The organism is Bacillus sp. UNC437CL72CviS29 (assembly GCF_000482345.1).
GTDB classification, from domain to species: domain Bacteria; phylum Bacillota; class Bacilli; order Bacillales; family Bacillaceae_G; genus Bacillus_A; species Bacillus_A arachidis.
On record NZ_AXVB01000011.1, the window covers coordinates 59,601 to 84,305 of the forward strand.

Below are 24,705 nucleotides of genomic sequence, written 5' to 3' on the forward strand. Positions count from 1 at the left end.
GAAGGAAACAATGATCGATTATGCATGGCTCATACCGCTTTTCCCGCTTGCCTCGTTTTTTTTGCTCATTATATTTGGGGGGAAATTGAGAGAAGGAAGCAGCTGGCTTGGTATCTTTCTCACATTTCTTTCCTTTGTGGGTGCGGCGACTGTATTAATAGAACGGTTTTCATCAGAAACAGTAAAACATCAGTGGTTATGGCTCCGAATTGGTGATGTGGATCTTTCATTTGGCTTTGAGATTAACGCATTAAATGCTTTGATGCTTTTTATTGTAACGCTCGTTAGCTTCCTCGTGCATGTGTATTCGAAAGGGTATATGCATGATAATGAGAGGTTACCTATCTTTTATGCATATTTAGGGCTCTTTACATTTGCGATGCTTGGGCTTGTCATCTCGACGAATTTATTGCAGCTCTATATATTTTGGGAATTAGTTGGACTTGGCTCGTTTTTATTAATTGGGTTCTATTTCTTTAAAGAAGAAGCAAAGTTGGCGGCGAAGAAGGCGTTTATTATGACGCGTATTGGGGATGTAGGCTTATTTATCGGGATGATTTTACTTTTCTGGCAAGCTGGTAGTTTTGAGTACGACGCTATCTTTAAAGCAATGAAAATGGGAGACGTATCACCTACCATGATTACGCTCACGGCAATTTTAATTTTTATCGGTGCCATGGGGAAATCAGGTCAGTTTCCGCTTCATACGTGGCTTCCGGATGCGATGGAAGGACCAACACCAGTATCAGCACTCATTCACGCGGCGACGATGGTCGCGGCAGGTGTGTACTTAGTGGCAACGATGTTTCCGCTATTTTCTGCAAGTCCTGTAGCGATGCAAACAGTCGCGGTTGTCGGTGCCTTTACCGCAATCTTTGCCGCGTCCATCGGCCTCGTACAAACGGATATAAAAAGAGTCCTCGCATATTCAACAGTCAGCCAGCTGGGCTATATGATGCTCGCGCTTGGCTCGGCAGGGTATGTGGCCGGGGTCTTTCATTTAACGACACATGCTTTCTTTAAAGCGCTACTTTTTTTAGCGGCAGGAAGCGTGATTCATGCGGTGCATACGCAAAACATTAATGAAATGGGCGGATTACAGAAAAAAATGAAAGTGACGGGGCTACTCTTCTTAATCGGCACGCTAGCAATTAGTGGTGTCCCGCTCCTCTCAGGTTTTTTTAGTAAGGATGAAATTTTGGTAGCGACGTGGGTGCACGGCAATTATGTGTTGTTTGTCCTTGCGGTTCTGGCGGCCTTCCTAACGGCGTTTTACATGTTTCGGTTATACTTTCTTGTCTTTACAGGAGAGGCGAAGAAAGAAGATGTGCGTGAATCTCCGCGCGTTATGACATTTCCAATGATTGTCCTTGGTGTTCTCGCAGTTTTGGCAGGTTACATCAATACGCCATGGTTTGGAACATTCCTTGGTGACTGGCTTACGAAGGATATTCCGTTTCAAGTAGAGCAAAGCCATGGCCCGGTGTGGATTATGATTGTTGCGACACTCGTTTCGCTTGCTGGCATTCTCTTGGCATATCTCATCTATGGGAAACGATCCATCTCTCGAGACTGGGCTGGCGGAAAAGAAACCGTGCTATATAGTCTCTTAAAGGAAAAATATTATGTAGATGAAATATATAACGTAACTGTGGTCCCGCTCGTTAAAGGAATCGCTTATGTGCTTCGCTTATGTGAAGTATATATTGTGGAAGGGATCGCTCAGTTAATTGGGCGTATTGTGAAAGGAACGAGCAACGTGGGTTCTAAACTTCAAAATGGAAACGTACAAGTATACGGAACCGTTATGGCTGTTTCTTTAGCGGCATTAGTTGTCATTCTGTTATATACAGGGGGGTATTGGCAATGAATGCATTATTATTATCGTTTTTTATTTTTTCTCCGCTTCTAGGGATTCTCTTACTTACATTAACGCCGAAAACGGAAGTGCGTGCAATGCGAGGCCTCGGTTTGTTCGGAACAATTCTTCCGCTTGGCATCGCGATTGTTTTAGCTAGTACATACGCTTCCGGAAAGAGCTTAACGATTTTTGCTGAAAAGGTGAAATGGATTCAATTTGGAAGCTTTTCGCAAGTAGATGAAAAGTTGTTTTCTATTTACTATGAACTTGGTATTGATGGTTTTTCGCTTGTGATGATGATACTTACAGCACTTTTAGCAACACTTGCGGCGATAGCTGCCTTTTCCATTCAAAAAAATATAAAAGGTTTTTACATGCTCCTACTAACACTTGAAATTGGGATGCTTGGTGTCTTTGCAGCCGAAAATTTACTTCTCTTCTTTGTCTTCTTTGAACTCACACTACCACCGATGTTTTTGCTTATCGGAAAGTGGGGGAAATTGAACAGTGAAAAAGCTTCCTATAGTTATTTGATTTATAACGGAATTGGATCAGCAATTTTACTCATTGTTTTCTCTATCCTCTTTGCAAAAACAGGTACAACAAATATTACAGAGTTAAAAGATATTTTGACTGGAGCGGAAACGACGCTCCTAGGCGATATTTCAAATTCATTGCAGCTCGGTTTATTTATTGCACTTATGATTGCCTTTGCCATTAAACTGCCGGTCTTTCCTTTGCATCGCTGGATGGTGAATGTGCATGTAGAAGCCCATCCTGCAGTGGTGATGCTTCACGCGGGTGTTCTGCTCAAGATCGGAGCATACGGTATCATTCGTTTTGGGAAAGGGCTATTCCCGGAGCAGTTTCATGACTTTGCGATGCTTATAGCGATTTTAGGAGTAATCAACTTGCTGTACGGTGCTTTTCTAGCGATGATTCAAACCGATTTTCGAAAGGTACTTGCCTACTCCAGTATTTCGCATATGGGAATTGTGTTAATGGGGATTGGGGCACTGAATGCAGCTGGCATGAAGGGAGCGCTATTTCAAGTTATATCTCACGGTTTAATTGCAGCGTTACTATTTTGCTTACTCGGTATGATTGAACGGCGCTTTGACACTTCTGATATTACGAAGCTTGGTGGACTCGCAAAACAAGTTCCGGTGCTAAGTGGTTTTTTATTAGCAGGAAGTATGGCTTCGCTTGGCCTCCCAGGAATGTCTGGGTTTGTTGGTGAGTTTCTTGCGTTCCTCGGATTATTTCAGGGGAAGCAGGTAATCGCAGCAATTGGTGCGCTCGGCATTATTTTAACAGCGGTATATGTCTTAAGGGCTACGCTTCAAGTGACATTTGGAAAGAAGGAATTGGAAGCGCGGCCGGATGTTCGCGGCTGGGAATACATTCCGCTTGTGTTATTACTCACTTGTATTATCGCAATTGGTGTTATGCCAGAACTGTTAGGAACGCCGCTGCAATACACTGTGAAAATATTGGGGGTGAGATAGGATGGATATGAATACATTACTTGGTTTATCTTGGCATTTAATGGTACCGGAATTCATCATTCTTGGGGCGGCCATCCTTCTCTCGCTTTTTGATTTATTTCTAAAGTTTGATCGTAAGTATTTAGGGATTGGAGCGATTGTATCAGCGGTGCTATCACTAATAGCGTTAATTACATTGTATAGTGAACCGGCTGGAGACATTTTAAGTGGTTCGTTTGTACTAGATGGGTTTTCAAAAGGTTTTAAAACATTACTATTAATTGGAGCGATTCTCATCTTGTTTGTGGCGATGAGTGATGATAAAAAAGAGCCGATTCAAGATAAGGGAGAATACTATTACTTATTTTTAATGGCAGTTCTCGGGGCGATGTTCATGGCATCTAGCGTTGATTTTATTACGCTCTTTATTGGTCTAGAGTTGTTGTCATTGTCTTCGTACATTTTAGTAGGGATTCGAAAGAAAAATCGTGCTTCGAATGAAGCAGCAATGAAATATGTCATTAATGGCGGAATTGCCACGGCTATCACTCTCTTTGGAATGAGCTATTTATATGGTATTACGGGATCGACTAATATTCTGGGTATGCAGGAAGTTCTCATGCAAGGTGTAGATGGAAGTATTGGACTTTTGCTATCGCTTGCTTTTTTGCTTCTGTTTGTTGGGTTATCCTTTAAAATTGCGACAGTACCGTTTTATATGTGGGCACCGGATGTATATGAAGGGGCCGCAGCACCTGTTACAGCTTTCCTTGGGACAATCTCTAAAATCGCCGGCTTTATTATGATGATAAGATTGTTTTTCATGGTATTCGGCGGCATACCGGTTCATGGAAGTGAGCAATCCATATTCGGTAATATGAGCGTATATATCGCCGTGCTCGCTATTATTACAATGATTATCGGTAATATCGTGGCGCTAAAGCAATACAATGTAAAACGGTTATTTGCCTATTCTGGCATAGCGCATGCTGGATATTTACTTGTTCCGCTTGTAGCGTTATCGCCATTTACAATGGATAGTATGTGGTTTTATATGTTGGCATACGTGTTAATGAATATAGGAGCTTTTGCAGTCATCCATGGGTTAATCTTACAAAGTGGAAAGGGAAATTTAACAATTTTCGCAGGTTTATACAAACGTTCTCCGTTTGTTTCTGTAGCGATGACTATTTTTATTCTGTCTTTGGCAGGAATTCCAGGAACAGCGGGCTTTATCGGAAAGATTAATATTTTCTTAAGCGCCTTTACAGCTAGTCCAGCTCATTACGTACTAGCATCAGTCATGATGGGCACAACGGTTATCTCATTTGTATATTACTTCCGTATTTTGCAGCAAATGTTCTTTCGAAAGAGCAGTGAAGAAAAGCAGGTAAACCTACCGATCAATTTGAAGGTCGTCATTAGTTTTTGTGCAATTTCAATCGTATTACTCGGGATTCTACCGACGATTGGCTACAATTTCTTTTATGAATATTTTCCACTCATGAAAGATTTCTTCTTTACGGGGAACGTGGTACAATAGTGACAATAAAAAGTGTAGAGTTACCGCTCTACGCTTTTTATTGTGGAGCAAGAAGCTTTTATCTTTCACGAATGTGATGCGTAGGTAAAGTAAATTCTAATAGGTAGTTCTTCTCTAGCAATTTCGGAGAGAAAACTTTATACTACCTATTTGAGCGTGAAAAAGTGTGGTTTCCATTTGTATGGGATCGTTTTGCATCCTAAGTGATGGCAAGCCAAACAAAAGGAGTCGATTTTTTTGGCGCAGCTTTTAGGGCAACAAGCACTGATTGCGATTGTTTCGCATTTATTGTTTATTACCATTACATGGTGGGCCTTACAAGGTATCCATATCGAACGCCTGATGAAATCTGGAAAGGTAATGCAGACGAGGATTTTGCTTATTCTTGTTACGATTGCAATCGGTACATCTGTCAGCAACTTTTTTCTTGATTATTTAGGGTATTCGAAGAGTTTAACGTATTTAGTAAAGTAATTGTATAGAACCTCATATCTCCGTTAACAATGGGGATAGGAGGGGATGAACCTTGAAAAGCTTGAAAACAATTCTTATTGTTGTCGTAAGTATTGTCGTATTCTTGGTCGGGTATAAACAGATAAAACCCGTAAGTGACGAAGAGAAGATGGAGAGTATGATCGCAGCTCTTGAAAAAAATGGAGCAGAGGTAGAGCGGTGGTCATGGTTAGCACGAGAAACCAAAACCATTTCTAACATACATACGTTTCAAAAGTTGTTAAATGAAGTGAAAGAAAAAGCGAATATTCAAAAATGGGAATTGGAACCATCTCATGACGGATATAAAGCAACAGCATACAAAAAGTTCTCTTCTCATGAAGAACGAATAGTAGTAACTTGGAGTAAGGAAAATACTAAAGAAAACACTTTCATTATCTTTGAAGTGAGTGGGTCAAGATGGGACCCTGAAAATATTCGAAAAATGGATAAAATTTTTAGTACAAAACCCACAATTTACACTTGTGTTCAAGGTGTACTGAATGATAAGATTGAAGGTGTTTTGCAAAATAAAACCAATCAGGTTTTGAAAGATCTTTCAGCAAGAGCGATCGAAAAGATAGAAGAAAGAGCATTTGTGTCAGTCTCGGCATATAATAAAAAGTGGAATGACGCTCTTTCAACAAATAGAGAGAAAATCAATGTGCAAATAGCAATACGTTCTACAGACAACAAAGATACAATTGTGGTTGGCACACCGATCATAACTTCTGAGTATTGAATAGATATTGAAAAAAGGACACGGAGGGGAATAAATTGGAAAAAATCATCGTCCGTGGCGGAAAGCGGTTGAACGGCACAGTGCGTGTTGAGGGCGCGAAAAATGCTGTATTACCTATAATCGCTGCAGCCCTATTAGCGAGTGATGGAAAGAATGTACTATCTGAAGTACCAGTTTTGTCTGATGTATACACAATTAATGAGGTATTACGTCATTTAAATGCTGAAGTCGTATTTGAAAATAATCAAGTAACAATCGATGCTTCAAAGGAATTAAATATTGAAGCGCCATTTGAATATGTACGTAAAATGCGTGCGTCAGTTCAAGTAATGGGACCATTATTAGCACGTAATGGTCGTGCTCGTATTGCACTTCCTGGTGGATGTGCAATTGGTTCACGTCCAATTGACCAACATTTAAAAGGCTTCGAAGCAATGGGAGCAAAAGTAAAAGTTGGTAATGGATTTGTTGAAGCTTATGTAGATGGACAATTAGAAGGCGCGAAAATTTACTTAGACTTCCCAAGCGTAGGTGCAACAGAAAACATTATGTCTGCTGCTACATTAGCAAAAGGGACAACAATCCTTGAAAACGCAGCGAAAGAACCAGAAATCGTTGACTTAGCTAACTTCTTAAATGCAATGGGAGCGAAAGTACGCGGAGCTGGAACTGGAACGATTCGTATTGAAGGTGTAGATAAATTATATGGTGCACATCATTCTATTATTCCTGACCGTATTGAAGCGGGAACATTTATGGTTGCAGCAGCAATTACTGGTGGAGACATCTTAATTGAAAATGCTGTACCAGAACATTTACGTTCAGTTACAGCGAAAATGGAAGAGATGGGTGTTAAGGTTATTGAGGAAAATGAAGGTGTACGTGTTATCGGCCCAGATAAATTAAAAGCTGTTGACATTAAAACAATGCCTCATCCAGGTTTCCCAACAGACATGCAATCACAAATGATGGCATTATTATTACATGCTGATGGAACAAGCATGATTACAGAAACGGTATTTGAAAACCGCTTCATGCATGTAGAAGAGTTCCGTCGCATGAATGCTGATATTAAAATTGAAGGTCGCTCTGTTATTATGAACGGACCTAACAACTTGCAAGGTGCAGAAGTGTCAGCAACTGACTTACGTGCAGCAGCAGCATTAATTCTAGCTGGTTTAGTATCAGAGGGTTACACTCGTGTAACAGAATTAAAACACCTTGATCGTGGATATGTAAACTTCCATAAGAAGTTAGCTGCATTAGGTGCAACAATTGAACGTGTAAACGAAAAAGTAGAAGAAGTGAAAGAACAACAAATTTCTGATCTTCACGCTTAATTAAAATCGTCTCTATGTCTTTTGACATAGGGGCGATTTTTTTTCTATCAAATTTTATCGAAAGAGTATCCCTACTTCAAACGAAGTTAAGTGGGGGAGTATTCATTACAGTTATAGTCAAGAAAAGCCCAACTTATGCACGTCTCATTAAAAAATATTTAGAAAATTCGTTCGTTTAATGAGGAAGCCTCCTAATAGAAGAAGTTTCTCCCGGTATGTTCTAAAAACTCGCCATGCTCCATAAGAATGAAATGAGTCTAATTTCATAGCGGGGGAAAAAGATGAAAATTTCAAAGCCACTTTTCATTACAATGGCGCTCTTAGTAGCGCTCGTCATTATTGTACCGACCGTGCTTGTCATTCCATTTACGAAAGAAAAGACAAGTCAGCCGCCCAAAAATCCTCCAGCGATGCAAAGTGTGCCAGCTCCTAAACAGGTAGATACCGCTGTCAAAGTGACTGTGTATCGTAATGCACAAAAGAAAGTAGAGACAGTGCCGATGGAAGAATATGTGACAGGTGTAGTAGCCTCTGAGATGAATGCTAGCTTTGAAATGGAGGCATTAAAAGCACAGGCATTGGCGGCAAGGACATTTATTGTACAGCGTATGCTAAGCGGAAGTAAGAAAAATAACGCGGATGTGACCGATACGGTGGGAGATCAAGTGTACAAAAGTAAAGAAGAATTAAAGAAGACATGGGGCAGAGACTATGAGAAAAACTTGAAGAAGATTGAGGAAGCTGTGTCTAAAACAGCCGGACAAGTTTTAACGTATGACGGTAGTCCCATTACAGCGTCCTTCTTCTCAACAAGCAATGGTTATACAGAAAATGCTGCAGACTATTTTGGCAAGGACTTACCGTATTTGAAAAGCGTAGACAGTCCTTGGGACCAAGTTTCTCCGAAATTTGCGAGTGAGCAAATTTTTACCGTAGCTGATTTTCAAAAGCGTCTTGGTGTAAAGGTACTGGAAAGCGGGAAAGTTGGCAATATTAAAGAGCGTACAAAAGGAAAGCGTGTAAAGGATGTAGAATTTCAAGGGAAGACATTAACAGGAAAAGAAGTGCGAGAAAAGTTAGATTTACGTTCTTCGGACTTTACGTGGAAACAAGAAGGAAATAACATTGTCGTCACAACGAAAGGATATGGTCATGGCGTTGGCATGAGTCAGTATGGTGCCAATGGAATGGCGAAAGAGGGAAAAGTGTATACAGATATTGTTACTCATTATTATAAAGGGATCGAAATTAAAACGATGAATGAGTATGAAGGAAAGTTAATGGCGAAAAATTAATTGAGAAGTAATACGAAGTCCATCATAATAGATGGGCTTTTTGTCCTTATTGAAAGAGGAGCGTGTTATTTCTTGAAATCTATACATTTTTATATAATGAGCAGGAATTTTTTGCTTTTCCATGTGTATCTGTTAAAACGTCAAGAGGGGCATTATTTATAAATGAATAAGATGAGAAAGAAGAAGCGTCTTTTTGTGCCTTTCGGACGCTTTTTCTTCCGTGAATTTGGATCACACAAATGATCTGTAAATCAAATATTCTTTGATTTACAGATCATTTGTATGATAGTAATTAAAGATAATTGCAGGATAATAAGTTTACATTACTGATTTTAAAAGGTCTTGTACTAATGGGATTATGCTACCAATAAATTTCAATACAGCCATTGCGATTTCCATAATATTAATCCTCCTCTTAGTTCGAATATTAAGATGTTTCAAATCTTGATGTCTTCATTATAGTAAGCGTTTATAATTATATCAATACGTTTTGGCATGCAATTTTGCATGCCGAATTAGAGATCGAAAAAATCATTCATATAATAAAATATCACTTGTGGATATGTTCTATAAAGTAGAATGGATGTTTTAATACAGCTTTAATGGGATGTCATTTTTTGTAGAAAATGAAAGAAATGTTGCTTCCTTTCGTTATGTTCCTTCGTGTTATAATACAGTTGGGTGATTAAATATAATAACAGGGGGCATGAAACATGATGATGGATGTACCACTCCTCATTCCAGCGATGATGGAGAGAGCTGAGAAATATTTTTCAAAAAAGGAAGTCGTCTCACGCACTGCATCTCGTATTCAAACATTAACATACGGAGAGATTGCGAAGCGGACAAGGCGGCTTGCTAGTATCCTAAGCAAAATGGGAATTGATAAAGGAGATAAAGTCGGAACAATTGCTTGGAATCATCACCGACATTTGGAAGCGTACTTTGCGATCCCAGGACTTGGAGCGGTATTACATACGATTAACTTACGTCTCTCTGCAGATCACATTTCTTATATCATTAACCATGCTGAAGACAAAATCATTCTTGTTGATGAAGATATGGTTCCTGTACTCGAAAGTATTCAACACGAAATTCCTCATGTGAAAGCATTTATTATTATGACAGATGATCACGAACTACCTCACACAACACTATCACCAGCATATCATTATGACAAACTACTTGAAGAAGGCGACGAAACATTCCCATTTATAACAGATTTAGATGAAAAAGAGCCTGCAGGTATGTGCTACACTTCTGCAACGACAGGAAAACCGAAAGGCGTTGTATATACACACCGTAGCATCGCACTCCATAGCTATACACTCGGCCTTGTGGACGGCGGTAACATTTCAGAAGTAGATACTTGTATGCCTGTTGTTCCAATGTTTCATGTGAATGCATGGGGACTTCCATTTGCAGGTACATGGTTCGGTACAAAGCTCGTCTTACCAGGGCCACACTTTACACCGGAAATTTTGGCACAGCTTATTGAACGTGAGAAGGTGACGATTGCTGCCGGTGTACCAACAATCTGGATTGGCCTGTTACAAGAGCTTGAAAAGCACCCGTATGATATTAGTAGTATTCGTACAATATGGTCAGGTGGATCAGCAGCACCAGGAAGTATGATTCGCACATATGAGGAGAACTATGGAATTGCTTTTAGGCAAATATATGGGATGACTGAAACAAGTCCAGCTGTTGTGATTAACTGTCCAAAATCATATCAGCGCGATTTACCGAAAGAGGAATATTATGAGTTACGCTCCCGCCAAGGTTACTTAATCCCAGGACTTGAAATGAAGGTAATTGGTCAAGATGGGGAAATCAAATGGGACGGTGAAGAAATGGGAGAGCTTTGCCTACGCGGACCATGGATTGCCGGTAGTTATTATAAAGATGAACGCACAGAAGATTCTATGAAGGATGGCTGGCTACATACAGGAGATATTGTAACTGTTGATCCAGAAGGGTTTATTAAAATTGCCGACCGTACGAAAGACTTAATTAAAAGCGGCGGTGAATGGATTTCCTCCGTGGACTTAGAAAACGCTTTAATGGCACATGATAAAGTGCTAGAGGCATCTGTCGTTGCTGTTCCGCATGAAAAATGGCAAGAACGCCCTGTTGCCTGCGTTGTCTTAAAAGAAGAACAAACAGTAGAACAAGAAGAGCTTTATGCATTATTAGAAGAACAATTCCCGAAATGGTGGATGCCGGACGACATCTTATTTGTCGAGGAAATTCCGAAAACATCCGTCGGGAAATTCTTGAAAAGAGCGCTTCGTGATCAGCTGAAGAGTTATTTGGTGAAGCAGTAATAATTGTTTTGTTTCACTCGCTTTCGAATATATTAGCGTTTCGACAAAAAGAAGCTAATTTAAATTAGCTTCTTTTTATATACGGAATAAATATCATAATTTTCCATTAATTGTTTGATATAATAAGGTAAAAAACTCACCTGGAGGAGAAACCATGGCGTTATTGGAGTTAAAACAATTGGGTAAGACGAATCAATTGCAGGCGATTCAGCTTGAAATTAAAAAAGGGCAATGCGTTGTGCTGCAATGTAACAATCATACGGCGAAGATTTTACACCGCATTATAATCGGTGAAGAAGAGGCATCGACTGGAAGTGTTTTATTTGAAGGGAAACCGATTCAAAAGCAATTCTACTCACGCATTGGTTTTTGCTTTTTAAAAGATGAAGCATACGATCGGTTAAAAGTGAGAGAATACTTCGCCTTTTTATCCGGATTGTATAACTCGAATATTAACATAGAAGAAGTTGTTCAGTATGTTGGTTTACTAGATAAAATGAACATCAAAATCGAAAAACTATCATTTTCTGAAAAACGGCGTCTTCATATTGGCCGGGTCATGATTCATAATCCGGATTTAATTATTTTGGAAGAACCCGAACAAAATGTAGATATAGAAAGTACAATTATCATTCGAAAAGCAATTATGAAGATGAAAGAACAAGGAAAGGCCATCTTTATTACATCATCCTTTTTGTCGGATGCACTTTCTTTAACAGAAGATGTGTATATATTAAATCTAGATGGCGTTAAAAAAGTAGAAATCGAGCAGGAAGAAGAGGTAGAGATAGATCTAGAAAACATCGTTCAAATGATTCCGCAAATGAAGCTCGAGAGAATTCCAGCGAAAGTGAGCGATAAAATCATTTTGCTTGATCCAATGGAAATTCATTTTATTGAAACACAAAATGGAACAACGCATATTCATGTCCGCGAAGGAGACTTTGTATGCGCGTTAACATTAAGTGAGTTAGAAGAAAGATTAAAAGGTTTCGGATTCTTCAGATGTCATCGTTCTTACCTTGTTAACTTACAGCGTGTACGAGAAGTAATCACTTGGACTCGTAATAGCTTTAGCTTAATTTTGGATGATGAACGAAAAAGCTCAATTCCACTTTCGAAGGGTCGAATGGATGAATTAAAAGGTGTAATTGGACTGTAATTATGCTCCAGTAAGCTAAAAATAGGATTCATTCGCCGGTGAAAATACTCCTTTTATCGATGTTTTAATGCGTAATCCCTTTGTTTTTCATAAGATTAAGTCACAAGCAGCGAAACTAAAAAGCGGAGGCGGCAAACAAGCCACTGAAGCGAATTTCAACTATAAAAGAAAAACAAAGGGGATGACGAAATGACATTGGCAATTGAAATGAAGGATGTAATGAAATCCTTTGACGGGAAAACAGCACTTCGAAATGTGAATATTGAAGTGAAGCGAGGAGAAATATTCGGGTTTCTTGGACCGAGTGGATCAGGAAAAACAACAACGGTGAAAATTTTAACTTCTCAATTACTTCATAGTATTGGAACAGTGAGAGTACTAGGGAAGGATATTGCCGGACCAGGCAGCATTGATTATAAACAAATCGGTATTTTGACAGATAACAGCGGTTTATATGAAAGACTTAGCATTTATGATAACTTACTATTATTTTGCGACTTATATGATTGTCCAAAAGGACGAATCGATGAAGTACTATCCCAAGTGAATTTATTAGAAGATAAAAAAACACCAGTTAAAAAATTATCAAAAGGGATGAAGCAGCGCGTTACGCTAGCACGAGCAATCCTGCATAAACCGGATATTCTCTTCTTGGATGAACCAACATCAGCACTTGATCCAGTAAATGTCCAAAACATTCATAACATCTTAAAAGACTTAAATAGAGAAGGAACAACTATTTTCTTAACGACCCACAACATGGATGAAGCAGAGACGCTTTGTGACCGCATTGCATTCTTATGCGGCGGGGAAATTGTAGCACTTGATACACCGGAGAACTTAAGGCTTCAATATGCGAAAGACAAAATCGAAGTGGTTTTAACAAATAAGAAAAAAGAAACAGTGCAAAAAGATGAATTAGGGGCAAAACGTATTTCGGAATGGATGAAACAAGGTGAGCTTTTATCAATTCATTCGCATGAACCGACTTTAGGGGATATCTTTATTGAAGTAACTGGGAGGGGATTATAATGACGTTTTCAATGAGACGTGTATCAGCTATTTTTCGAAAAGAGGTACAGGATTTTAAAGCAAATTCACAAGTATTGTTAATGGCGGCAATGCCAATTATATTTGCTTTCATATTTAGCCGGTTTGGTAACGCGAGTGGAGCAGGTTTAGGGACCATTACACTCATGACGTTTCTATTTGTTGCAGGGTTTGCTCAATCTATGGTTATTGCAGAAGAGAAAGAGAAACATACATTACGTGTATTAATGTTATCACCGGCTTCTTCAGCTGAAGTACTGATTGGAAAAAGTATATTAACCGCATGTATTACGATTGTGATTTGCATCGCCAACTTATTCATTCTAGATCAGCTAGATGGAAATCTTCCATTACTCGGTTTGCTATTTTTATGCGGAACAATGTTATTTATTATAATTGGTACAATGATTGGACTAATTGCTTCATCTGTACCACAAACATCACTGATCGGAATGCCGATTTTGATGACTCTTTATTTAGCTGTGCAATTTGAACCACTTGTTGAAAATAAAGCAATAAAAACAGTGATTGGGTACTTTCCGACATTTCATATTGATAAGGCAATTAAAAGTGTAGTAAAGGGCAATGGGTTTAGCAGCATTAGCGGAGATTTATTGAATGTGCTCGTTTGGTTTGTAATTTCTTTACTTGCATGTTTTATTGTCTACAAAAAGAAACAACTAGACTAAAAAACTGAGCCAATCCGCTCAGTTTTTTCTTTTTTCTATCATTTCCTCGGAAATTTTGTGATTCTTATACATATTCTTACAAATTTTGTCGAAAAGTAATTGGTTATAGCTTGTATAGGATAAACGAATATTGTTCAAAATGATTGCTGAGGTGATGATAGAATGCGAGGAAGGAATAATAAAAAGTCGCAAAAGGTAGTTCATTTATTTCAAAAACGGTGGGTATTTCCGGCAATCTATATTGCATGTGCAGCGGTAATCTTGACAGTCGCTCTATGGTTCCAGGCAGCAAATCCAAAGAAAGAACCTAATAAAGAGCAAAGTGCGCCGTATGGTCAAACGGAAAATCCAGCAGTACCAGTAACAAAATTTTCAGAAGTTGTGAAAATGCCAGCTGCAACGAATGTAGATGTTGTTGTGAAGAAGAAGTTTTATGAGGATGGAGCAGCAGAGGAGGAGCAAGAACAAGCACTTGTCTTTTATAACAACACATATTCTCCTAATAAAGGCATCGATATTGCTGCGAAAAATGGGAAAGAATTCGATGTTACAGCTGCTTTAAGCGGTAAAGTAGTAAAGGCGGAAAAAGATTCGCTTCTTGGTTATGTCGTAACAGTTGATAACGGAAATGGTCTTACAACATCTTATCAAAGCTTAGGCAGTGTAAAAGTAGAAAAAGGTGCAACAATTGCACAAGGTGAAGTGTTAGGAAAATCCGGTCTAAGCGCAATGAATAAAGAAGCAGGTTCTCATGTACACTTTGAAGTACGTAAAGAGAATGTAGCTGTAAATCCAGAGCGTTACCTAAACAAACTTGCGACAGATGTAAAAGCAGAAGCAGGTTCAGCGAAAGCAACAAATGGTTCTGCTGATGAAAAATCGCAAAAAGAAGAAAAATCAACAAGCGGCAAAGCTGATGAAAAATCGCAAAAAGAAGAAAAATCAACAAGCGGCAAAGCTGACGAAAAGTCACAAAAAGAAGAAAAATCAACAAGCGGCAAAGCTGACGAAAAGTCACAAAAAGAAGAGAAATCAACAAGTGGTTCAGCTGATGAAAAGTCACAAAAAGAAGAGAAATCAACAAATAGTTCAGCTGACGAAAAAGGGAAAAAAGAGGAAAAATCAACAAATGGTTCTACGGAATCATCTAGCGATTCTTCTTCTACACAAGAATAGTCAAACGAAAAAATCAGCTCTCACTAGGGAGTTGATTTTTTTATTTTTATATAAAAATAATTCGTTTAAAGGAAGAAAATCGCAATAACAAGGAAATTTGACGGAATTCTCGAATATATATTAAGAAAAGGAGGGGATTCTATGTCATTTTTATTTGTGCTGTCGATTGCTCTTATTTTAGTGTTCATTTTATTTACTTTATATTATTACATTGCGAGTAAGAAAGAAGTTCCCCGCCATCAATTATTAGAGGAAGAATGTGATCGTGAAGAATGACGCCTTTGACAAGAGGCGTCATTTTTTTGTTTTGTATAGAAATTTATCAAGTGAAAATTGTCATTGTTAACGTATTTCTCATACAAAATTGTAATTTTTCTTAACTTAGTCCGCAAAAATACCGAACTTGTAGCATATATCAGTAGTGCGAGCAATACAATGTTATAAACCAATGCAAAGAGAGTGTTTGAGGTGAGAAATCGTGAATCATTTCATTATAAAATCCAGAATGTTTAACGCTTACAAACAGCACTCGAATTTACTTCTTAGTCATATGCAGCGAGTCTCATTTCACACTTCTCACATCCAATTTAGGGAGGCGAGTGGTGTGCACGATTACATCAAAGAGAGAACTATCAAGATTGGTAAGTATATCGTGGAGACAAGAAAGACAGTGCGTGTAATCGCAAAGGAGTTTGGGGTATCAAAGAGTACAGTCCATAAAGATTTGACAGAACGTTTACCAGAAATTAATGCAGAGCTCGCAAATGAAGTGAAAGAAATTCTTGATTATCATAAGTCGATTCGTCACTTAAGAGGCGGAGAAGCGACGAAACAGAAGTACAGAAAAGAAGATGTAGAAAAGCCTGTGCGACAATAAAGTATCATATGCAAACATTCCCCTGAGAATAACGGAACATTTTTCAGAAGAATTATCTTTTCAAATATTACGTTTCCGTTAAAACTATGATAAAATCTGAAATTAGGTGTAAAAGAATTCGGGTACAACCTGATTTTGAATATCAAGGAGGAAGAGGCAGGAATGTTTGCGAGAGATATCGGAATTGACTTAGGCACGGCTAACGTATTAATTCATGTAAAGGGTAAAGGGATCGTTTTAAACGAACCGTCTGTTGTAGCAATTGATCGTAATACTGGAAAAGTATTAGCGGTAGGTGAAGACGCAAGAAGTATGGTAGGGCGTACACCTGGTAATATTATAGCGATTCGTCCGCTTAAAGATGGTGTAATTGCAGATTTCGAAATTACAGAAGCAATGTTAAAGTATTTCATTAACAAATTGGACGTGAAGAGCTTCTTTTCAAAACCTCGCATTTTAATTTGTTGTCCAACAAACATCACATCTGTAGAACAAAAAGCAATTCGTGAAGCTGCTGAACGTTCAGGTGGTAAAACAGTATTCCTAGAAGAAGAACCAAAAGTAGCTGCTGTTGGTGCTGGTATGGAAATCTTCCAACCGAGCGGAAATATGGTTGTTGATATTGGCGGAGGTACAACAGATATCGCTGTACTTTCAATGGGTGATATTGTTACCTCCTCCTCTATCAAAATGGCTGGCGACAAGTTTGATATGGAAATCTTAAATTATATTAAACGTAAGTATAAGCTATTAATTGGGGAGCGTACATCAGAAGATATTAAAATTAAAGTCGGTACAGTATTCCCAGGTGCACGTAGTGAAGAACTTGAAATTCGCGGACGTGACATGGTAACGGGCTTACCACGTACAATTACAGTATGTTCAGAAGAGATTACAGAAGCATTAAAAGAAAATGCAGCTGTCATTGTACAAGCTGCAAAAGGCGTATTGGAACGTACTCCGCCAGAACTATCTGCGGATATCATTGACCGCGGTGTTATCTTAACAGGCGGTGGCGCATTATTACACGGTATTGACATGCTTCTAGCAGAAGAATTAAAAGTACCAGTATTAATCGCTGAAAACCCAATGCACTGTGTTGCTGTTGGTACGGGTATCATGTTAGAGAATATTGATAAATTACCACGTCGTGCGTTGCGATAAGGCTGGAAAGTTTATAATTTAGAAAAGGTGCGAAGGGAATATTTTCTTCGCACCTTTTTTTTGTTATTTTTTTAAAAGCAAATGAACATTACAAAAAACGACAAGAAAGCGCATTCTTTTGTTTAATATGACAATAATCTTCATCTGGTTGTCATAGTTTGTAAATAAAAAATATGTTATAATCACTTTTGTGAATTTCGTGTGAACTGAATGTAAAAATTATGTAAAAATATCTTAGAATTACATAATTTTTACATTGGATGCGAGTTTCCCTCACGATTCACTTGTATAGGAAAAGCTCTAATTTAAATATATTTATAAACTAAAAAATTATGAAATGATAATGATAATTCGCAGGGGGCAGGATTATGAAAAAGGTTATTACATATGGGACTTTTGATTTATTGCACTGGGGACATATTAATTTGTTAAAGAGAGCGAAAGATTTGGGGGATTATTTAATTGTTGCGGTTTCTTCAGATGAGTTTAATAAATTAAAAAATAAAAAATCTTATCATAGCTATGAAAATCGTAAAATGATTCTAGAAGCGGTTCGCTATGTAGATGAGGTAATTCCTGAGCATAATTGGGAACAAAAAATGGAAGATGTTATTAATCATGACGTGGATATTTTTGTTATGGGTGATGATTGGGAAGGAAATTTTGATTTCTTGAAGGAACACTGTGAGGTTGTTTATTTACCAAGAACAATTGGGATTTCTACTACTAAAATTAAAAAGGAGCTAGTGCTAGTTGCTAGGTAGTTTAGTATGTTTCGAGAATTTATTATAACGGTATACCTCACTGTATTCAAAATCCTATTTAGTATAGCAAAGTTATTCCCCCTTAAAAATAAGGTGACCTTTATTATGTCTTATGGGGAAAATCTTATTTTTATCTATGAAGAAATGAAGAGGCAACATATAGATTGTGAAGTTGTTTTTTTATATAAAGCAACTTGTAAGTATGAAGTAAAAAGTTATTCGGATGTAAAATCATTCGCATTTGAAACAAAAAATATAGCACAAACGGTACAAGCAATATATCATTTAGCGACAGCTCAACACGTCATTATTGATAATTATTTCGGATCGTTGTCGACGGTCCGATTTAAAAGTGGGGTACAATGTATCCAACTTTGGCATGCGGCAGGCGCTATCAAGAAATTTGGATTACTAGCTCCTTCTTTTAAAAAGAGAAGTAAATATGCTCAGAATAGATTTTTAAGGGTATATAACAATTTTCATAAGATTGTTGTAGGATCAGATTCATTGGCAGAGATTTATATAAATGCATTTGGAATAACAACCGACAATATATTAAAAACAGGTATTCCGCGTACGGATTTGTTTTTTAATAAAGATGATCAAAAACACATTATCCATAATCTTGTAAGTGATAATCCCGATTTAAAAAAGAAAAAAGTAATTTTATATGCGCCGACTTTTAGAGATAAAGAGCTAGAAGATTTTGACTTACATTTAAATATTAATGCAATGTATGAAGCGTTAAAAGATGAATATATTCTTGTTATTAAACTACACCCTGCTATTAGGAATGAATTGGGATACAAGGAAAAATATAAGAATTTCCTATATGATTATTCTCTATATCCTAATATAAATGATTTGTTTTTAGTAACGGATATTTTAATAACAGACTATTCCTCTGTACCTTTTGAATTTTGTCTACTAAATAAACCAATGGTATTCTTCACATATGATTTAAAGAAATACGCGAAGAAAAGAGGAATCATTGGAGATTTTATGTTAGATGTTCCTGGACCCGTTGTGTATAGTTCGGCTGAAATTATTGAGACGATACAAAATCATTCATTCGATATTAAAAAGTTGGAACAATTTAATGCACGTTGGAATCAATATTCAAATGGTAATTCAAGTAGGAATTTAGTGAATTACTTATTTGGTCGAAATGAAATTAAGATTTAAGCTATGTCATAAGTAGCGAGTGAAAGAGGCTAAGTGAAATTCATGAAAATTACTTAGCTTTTTTATTTATGTAAGAATTTTAATTGTTAGTGTGTAATTTATAAAACGGCTAATTGTAGTTAGAAGGTGATTAATAAAAATGAGTGTAATCAGAAGAATAAAAAACCATCGAATCATAAAGGTTGTTTGTAAAACGATATTTGTCGCTTGTAGTCGCTTACCTGTTCGGAAAAAATTAGTTGTTTTTGAAAGTTTTTCTGGCAAACAGTACAGTTGTAACCCGCGTGCGATATATGAATATATGGAACAACAGGCAGGATTCCATATGGTTTGGAGTGTGAATAAAAATTACACAGTACAGTTTAAAGAGGCAAATATTCCATATATTAAACGTTTTTCGCTTCGTTGGTTTATTTTAATGGCACGTGCACAATATTGGGTTACAAATAGTCGGATGCCATTGTGGCTCCCAAAACCGAAGCACACCACCTATGTACAAACTTGGCATGGTACACCATTAAAGAAATTAGCAATGGATATGAATGAAGTCCATATGCCAGGAACAACTACAGAAAAATATAAGGAAAATTTCAAAAGAGAAGTGCAAAATTGGGATTATTTATTATCACCTAATGCATATTCCACAGAGATTTTTCAAAGGGCGTTTCAATTTAAAAAAAATATAGTTGAGGCAGGATATCCTCGAAATGATTTTTTATATGTAGACAATAATGATAAGAAAATTGAAGAGATAAAGAAAAAGAATGGTTTACCGGTAGATAAAAAAGTTATTTTATATGCTCCAACATGGAGGGATGATCAATTTTATAGTAAAGGGCGTTATAAGCTGGACTTGCAATTGGATTTAAGCCTTTTACAACGAAATTTAAGTTCTGAGTATATTATTTTGCTAAGAATGCATTACCTAGTAGCAGAGCAATTTGATTTAGCCCCCTATAAAGGATTTGTTTATGATTTTTCGCAGCATGTTGATATTAATGAATTATACGTGTTATCAGATTTGCTAATTACAGATTATTCTTCTGTCTTTTTTGATTATGCCAATTTAAAAAGGCCTATGATTTTTTACACGTATGATATTGATTCATATCGTGATAAACTAAGAGGTTTTTATTTTGATTTAGAAAAAGAAGCCCCTGGACCAGTTGTTTCAACAAGTGAAGGTGTGTTAGAAGAAATTATGAAATTCCAAAGGAATGGATTAGGCGAATTTGAAAAAAAATACGATACTTTCTATAGTAACTACTGTTATTTGGAAGATGGTTTTGCATCTAGACGTGTGGTAGAGAAAGTGTTTTTTGGAGAGGCACAATAAAATGAATGCAATGATTATGGTATTAAAAGAACAGATAAATAGTCTCTATTTAATTAAACGTCTATCTATTTATCAAGTTAAAAGTACAAATAAAGATAACTATCTAGGCATTATTTGGGAAATGTTAAACCCTTTAATTCAAATGTGTATTTATTGGTTCGTTTTTGGAGTTGCAATAAGGGGTGGCTCCAGTGTTGATGGTATACCGTTTGTATATTGGTTGGTGTCAGGTATATCTGTGTGGTTCTTTATTAACCCTGCAACTATGCAGGCCTCTAAATCTATTTATACAAGATTGAATATGATTTCAAAGATGAGCTTTCCAATGAGTGTTATTCCTAGCTATGTAATTATGGCTAACTTTTATCAACATATAATATTAGTTGGTATTGTTACTGTAATATTTTTAGTGACGGGTCAAGGGATTTCAATACATTATCTCCAACTGATCTATTATATGTTCTCCGCCGTTATGTTAATCTTTGCATTTTCTTTAATTACTTCTACGTTAGCTACAATCGTACGTGACGTACAAATGATAGTTCAATCTTTAATGCGGATGCTACTCTATTTAACTCCTATTTTATGGACTCCTGAGAAGTTACCGCTATCATTACAAAAGATTATGCAACTAAACCCATTATGTTATATCGTTGAAGGTTATCGAGATGCTTTTTTAGGAACAGGTTGGTTTTATGAAGATATAAAATACACGCTCTATTTTTGGGGAATTGTATTCCTTATGTTATTGATTGGTACAGCAATACATGTGAAATTTAGAAAACATTTTGTAGACTACCTATAATGAGGATTGTAAAAAATGAATTATTCAGTGAAGTTTCATAATGTAACAAAAAAATATAAAATGCATAGTAAAAGTTCTGATAAGTTAAAGGATATTATATGCCCTGGCGGATTCGGTGAAGATTTTTACGCATTACGAAATTTAAGTTTTGAGGCTCAAAAAGGGGATGTAATAGGTATTATTGGCGTAAATGGATCTGGTAAATCCACAGTGTCTAATTTAATTGCTGGTATTACACCAGCTACGTTGGGAAGTATTGATATAAAGGGGAAAATTGCACTTATTGCAATAGCCGCTGGACTTAATAACCAATTAACGGGTCGGGAAAATATTGAACTAAAATGCCTGATGATGGGTTTAAGCAAAGAAGAGATTCAAGCTTTAGCACCAGATATTATTGAGTTTGCTGATATTGGTAAGTTTATTGATATGCCTGTAAAAAAATATTCTAGTGGTATGAAATCCCGCCTTGGTTTTGCAATTTCTGTGAATATTAATCCAGATGTCTTAGTTATTGATGAAGCCTTGTCTGTAGGAGATCAAACATTTACAGATAAATGTTTAAAGCGAATGAATGAATTTAAAGAACAAGGGAAAACGATCTTTTTTGTGAGTCATTCATTAGGACAAGTTAAGTCTTTTTGTACAAAGGCATTGTGGCTTGAATATGGTGAAATTAAAGATTATGGACTCATCCAAGATGTAATGCCTAAATATGAGCAGTTTTTAAAAGAATATCGTGCAATGAGTAAAGAAGAGCAACAGAAATTTAAAGAAGAGGCGCAGCGAAAACAGGCCGGACAAGATATGAAGCAAGAAAGTGATGAAAAATTAAGTAGGAAATTACCCTATACTACATTAAGCCGCAAGAGAAGTAATAACAAGAAAAAGTATACGATTCCTTTGGCAGGATTGGTTTTATGTATCGGATTAGGAAGTACTGCTTATTTGAAAAAAGATGCATTCTCAAAATCGCCACAGGTAGAGGCAGTAGGTAAAAAGAAACATGTTTCCGCCGAAAAGAAAAAAAATCCGGTGGCAAATTTAGATGTTCGATATGTGAAAACAGCAAAGGCACATGTGAGAAGTATGCCAAATCTAAATAGCGAGCAAGTAAACATGATAGGATTCGGCACACCGTTTGTTGTAAAACAACAGCAAAAAGATGCAAAAGATGATATCAATTGGTTAAAACTTGTATATGAAGATGGAACGGAAGGTTGGGTTAGTGAGAGTGTTTCTAGTGCGATTCCTTTTAGCTCAGCATTACAGTATGAGGATATCTATAACAAGTTAAAGGAGCTATCGGGCTCAAATCAAGATTTTGAAAATGGTATATCTTTATTAGGAAAAAATCAACAAGATGTGCAAAGTGTAATAGGGAAATCGAAAAATGTCGAAAATCTATTAGAAGGTACATTAAATAGTTATAAAAACATTATTGTTCTATATAACCAGCAGTCCATTGTAAAACAAGTTACAATGCAGAATATGTCTATCCCGAAAGCAGCGATGTTAGAGAAGTTAGGTCAAGCACAATTAACAAGTGAAGACGGAGCATCATTTATATATCGCTCTGATAAATATGATTTTAAATTATCATCCGTAGATGGTATAACTATCGATCAGATATCTGTATTTTTACACGTTAATTAAATGGATGAAGGATTTGCATGATTACGGCAGGATTAAAACCTTCGTATATCGCTCATAGTTGAGTTATACGATAAAAGTTACTTAGAAATCTAAGGTGCGCAGCTGTATAGCTAACTTTATGAATTAAATTCAGTGAAATATTGAGGAAAGAGTGAGGCGAATGGTAAAATCCTCTGGAAAATTAATTGCTAAAATGCGAATAACATCGTTTAAGAAGAGAAAAAAAAAGTGGCAATTTGCTATTAGAATAAAATATACAGGTAAATGTGAGACAAAGGGTGTAACTTTAAAAAAAAGGGGAGAAGATAAATTTTATCATCTCCCCTATCAAGAAAGTAACGTAAATAAATTTGAAAAAAAGATTGTCTTCGAAGTAGAATTGAGTCAACTTGAGCTAGGTCCGTTTTTTTGGGATTTTTATGTGCATTTGAAATCTGATGAACTTAAAAGCTATCGAGTTAAACATCCTAGCTACATTGTTAATAAAAAAATAAACAATCGCTTACAGCGTGACCATACTGAAGGTGGGTATGTAGTGTATCCATATGTGACTGTTAAAGGTGGGCTCAGCTTACATTATCGAAAAAAGGGAGCTTATGACCAGCTAAAATATGCCTTGAAAGAAAAGGTGGCACTAATTATATACTATACGTTTAAACGATATTGGGATCGAAAATGCATTGTATTAGCATATGAAAAATTTAGCCAAACTGCACAAGATAATTCTTATTATTTCTTTAAGTATTGCTATGATCATAAGCAATTTCCTAACCTATATTATGTAATTAACAAAAGATCTAATGACTATAAGATGCTCAATCAATATGAGGATAAAGTTATTGATTTTATGAGTGTGAAGCATATGATTTATCTCCTTGCTAGTACATTTATGATATCTTCTGAGTCAAAAGCACACTGTTATATATGGAAGGAAAACAGAGGAACGTTAAAGAAAGTTATCCATGCTAAAAAACACGTTTTTTTACAACACGGTGTACTAGGGTTAAAAAAGGTAGATTCGATCTTTAAAAAAGGGAGCCCGAATGGAACAAATTTATTTTTTGTATCCTCGGAATACGAAAAAGAAATTGTAAAACAATTTTTCAATTACACAGAAGATGAAATCATTGTGAGCGGATTAGCAAGGTGGGATCATTTGCAAAATAGGAGCGGGAAGCAAAAGCAAATTTTATTGCTGCCGACATGGCGAGAGTGGCTAGATGAAGTATCAGAGGAAGAGTTTTTAAATAGTCAATTCTATAGGCAATATGAAAGGCTACTAAATGATACAAACCTAGCTGAACAATTAGAGAAAAATAACGTTATATTAAAATTTTGTATGCATCCAAGAATTCATAATTCTATTCATTATTTCCGATATCATACCCCAAATGTACAGTTTGTTAGATACGGGGATATAAAAATTAATGAGTTGATAATGGAATCTTCGTTGCTTATAACAGATTATTCTAGTGTTTCTTGGGACATGTACTATTTAAAAAAGCCAATTATTTTCTTTCAATTTGATGGTATGTTAAATGGGTATTTAGATGTAGAACGGGAACTGTTTGGAGATAGATGCATCCATGTGGAGGAGCTAATCCGATCACTGGATTTTTATATAAATAATGGGTTTAAGGAAAAAGAAAAATATACATTGCTTAGAAATCGCTTATTTTCATATGTCGATCAGAATAATTCAAAGAGGATTGCGAAAGGGATATTTGAAAAAGCTAAGCAATTAAAGCGATAGC

General features: G+C 36.6%; 21 protein-coding genes. All 21 read left to right on the plus strand.

Annotation, left to right across the window (positions count from 1 at the left end; all coding sequences use genetic code 11):
- Nucleotides 1–10 precede the first annotated feature (10 nt).
- Complete coding sequence (gene nuoL / locus M014_RS0111560) at nucleotides 11–1,870, plus strand: NADH-quinone oxidoreductase subunit L (protein WP_026591872.1); 1,860 nt, start codon at nucleotides 11–13, stop codon at nucleotides 1,868–1,870.
- A complete protein-coding gene (locus M014_RS0111565) occupies nucleotides 1,867–3,369 on the plus strand; it encodes an NADH-quinone oxidoreductase subunit M (RefSeq protein WP_026591873.1) in 1,503 nt (500 codons plus the stop codon). Before nuoL ends, M014_RS0111565 begins: the two co-directional genes overlap by 4 nt.
- A 7-nt stretch (nucleotides 3,370–3,376) precedes the next feature.
- On the plus strand, nucleotides 3,377–4,891 hold the full coding sequence (gene nuoN, locus M014_RS0111570; protein ID WP_026591874.1) for an NADH-quinone oxidoreductase subunit NuoN: 1,515 nt from the start codon (nucleotides 3,377–3,379) through the stop codon (nucleotides 4,889–4,891).
- Nucleotides 4,892–5,128: 237 nt separating this feature from the next.
- The gene (locus M014_RS0111575) at nucleotides 5,129–5,365 is read left to right on the plus strand and encodes a DUF1146 family protein (protein ID WP_026591875.1); all 237 of its coding nucleotides are present in this window, start codon (nucleotides 5,129–5,131) and stop codon (nucleotides 5,363–5,365) included.
- Between the two features lie 52 nt (nucleotides 5,366–5,417).
- A complete protein-coding gene (locus tag M014_RS0111580) occupies nucleotides 5,418–6,125 on the plus strand; it encodes a YwmB family TATA-box binding protein (protein ID WP_026591876.1) in 708 nt (235 codons plus the stop codon).
- Between the two features lie 35 nt (nucleotides 6,126–6,160).
- A complete protein-coding gene (gene murA, locus M014_RS0111585; RefSeq protein ID WP_026591877.1) occupies nucleotides 6,161–7,465 on the plus strand; it encodes a UDP-N-acetylglucosamine 1-carboxyvinyltransferase in 1,305 nt (434 codons plus the stop codon).
- A gap of 281 nt (nucleotides 7,466–7,746) precedes the next feature.
- Complete coding sequence (spoIID, locus tag M014_RS0111590) at nucleotides 7,747–8,760, plus strand: stage II sporulation protein D (RefSeq protein ID WP_026591878.1); 1,014 nt, start codon at nucleotides 7,747–7,749, stop codon at nucleotides 8,758–8,760.
- A gap of 713 nt (nucleotides 8,761–9,473) precedes the next feature.
- Nucleotides 9,474–11,087, plus strand: a complete 1,614-nt coding sequence (locus M014_RS0111600) for a long-chain fatty acid--CoA ligase (RefSeq protein ID WP_026591879.1) — start codon at nucleotides 9,474–9,476, stop codon at nucleotides 11,085–11,087.
- Nucleotides 11,088–11,241: 154 nt separating this feature from the next.
- Entirely contained in the window at nucleotides 11,242–12,249 is a 1,008-nt protein-coding gene (locus M014_RS0111605) for a LytTR family transcriptional regulator DNA-binding domain-containing protein (RefSeq protein ID WP_026591880.1), read from the plus strand.
- A gap of 189 nt (nucleotides 12,250–12,438) precedes the next feature.
- The gene (locus M014_RS0111615; RefSeq protein ID WP_026591881.1) at nucleotides 12,439–13,281 is read left to right on the plus strand and encodes an ABC transporter ATP-binding protein; all 843 of its coding nucleotides are present in this window, start codon (nucleotides 12,439–12,441) and stop codon (nucleotides 13,279–13,281) included.
- Complete coding sequence (locus M014_RS0111620; protein WP_026591882.1) at nucleotides 13,281–13,988, plus strand: ABC transporter permease; 708 nt, start codon at nucleotides 13,281–13,283, stop codon at nucleotides 13,986–13,988. Before M014_RS0111615 ends, M014_RS0111620 begins: the two co-directional genes overlap by 1 nt.
- A 162-nt stretch (nucleotides 13,989–14,150) precedes the next feature.
- On the plus strand, nucleotides 14,151–15,164 hold the full coding sequence (locus tag M014_RS0111625; protein ID WP_026591883.1) for a M23 family metallopeptidase: 1,014 nt from the start codon (nucleotides 14,151–14,153) through the stop codon (nucleotides 15,162–15,164).
- A 141-nt stretch (nucleotides 15,165–15,305) separates the two neighbouring features.
- Nucleotides 15,306–15,440, plus strand: coding sequence for a hypothetical protein (locus M014_RS0111630; protein WP_026591884.1), 135 nt, complete (start codon nucleotides 15,306–15,308; stop codon nucleotides 15,438–15,440).
- Between the two features lie 328 nt (nucleotides 15,441–15,768).
- Entirely contained in the window at nucleotides 15,769–16,041 is a 273-nt protein-coding gene (spoIIID, locus tag M014_RS26830; protein ID WP_000544009.1) for a sporulation transcriptional regulator SpoIIID, read from the plus strand.
- Nucleotides 16,042–16,203: 162 nt separating this feature from the next.
- Complete coding sequence (locus M014_RS0111640; RefSeq protein ID WP_026591886.1) at nucleotides 16,204–17,205, plus strand: rod shape-determining protein; 1,002 nt, start codon at nucleotides 16,204–16,206, stop codon at nucleotides 17,203–17,205.
- 368 nt (nucleotides 17,206–17,573) lie between these two features.
- Nucleotides 17,574–17,969 (plus strand): glycerol-3-phosphate cytidylyltransferase, encoded by a 396-nt coding sequence (tagD, locus tag M014_RS0111645; RefSeq protein WP_026591887.1) that lies wholly within the window; start codon nucleotides 17,574–17,576, stop codon nucleotides 17,967–17,969.
- A gap of 6 nt (nucleotides 17,970–17,975) precedes the next feature.
- The gene (locus M014_RS0111650; protein WP_081811024.1) at nucleotides 17,976–19,154 is read left to right on the plus strand and encodes a CDP-glycerol glycerophosphotransferase family protein; all 1,179 of its coding nucleotides are present in this window, start codon (nucleotides 17,976–17,978) and stop codon (nucleotides 19,152–19,154) included.
- A 139-nt stretch (nucleotides 19,155–19,293) separates the two neighbouring features.
- Complete coding sequence (locus tag M014_RS0111655; protein WP_026591889.1) at nucleotides 19,294–20,490, plus strand: CDP-glycerol glycerophosphotransferase family protein; 1,197 nt, start codon at nucleotides 19,294–19,296, stop codon at nucleotides 20,488–20,490.
- Nucleotide 20,491: 1 nt separating this feature from the next.
- Entirely contained in the window at nucleotides 20,492–21,295 is an 804-nt protein-coding gene (locus M014_RS0111660; protein WP_026591890.1) for an ABC transporter permease, read from the plus strand.
- A gap of 15 nt (nucleotides 21,296–21,310) precedes the next feature.
- The gene (gene tagH / locus M014_RS0111665) at nucleotides 21,311–22,951 is read left to right on the plus strand and encodes a teichoic acids export ABC transporter ATP-binding subunit TagH (RefSeq protein ID WP_026591891.1); all 1,641 of its coding nucleotides are present in this window, start codon (nucleotides 21,311–21,313) and stop codon (nucleotides 22,949–22,951) included.
- 160 nt (nucleotides 22,952–23,111) lie between these two features.
- The gene (locus tag M014_RS0111670; protein WP_026591892.1) at nucleotides 23,112–24,704 is read left to right on the plus strand and encodes a CDP-glycerol glycerophosphotransferase family protein; all 1,593 of its coding nucleotides are present in this window, start codon (nucleotides 23,112–23,114) and stop codon (nucleotides 24,702–24,704) included.
- Nucleotide 24,705: the final 1 nt, after the last annotated feature.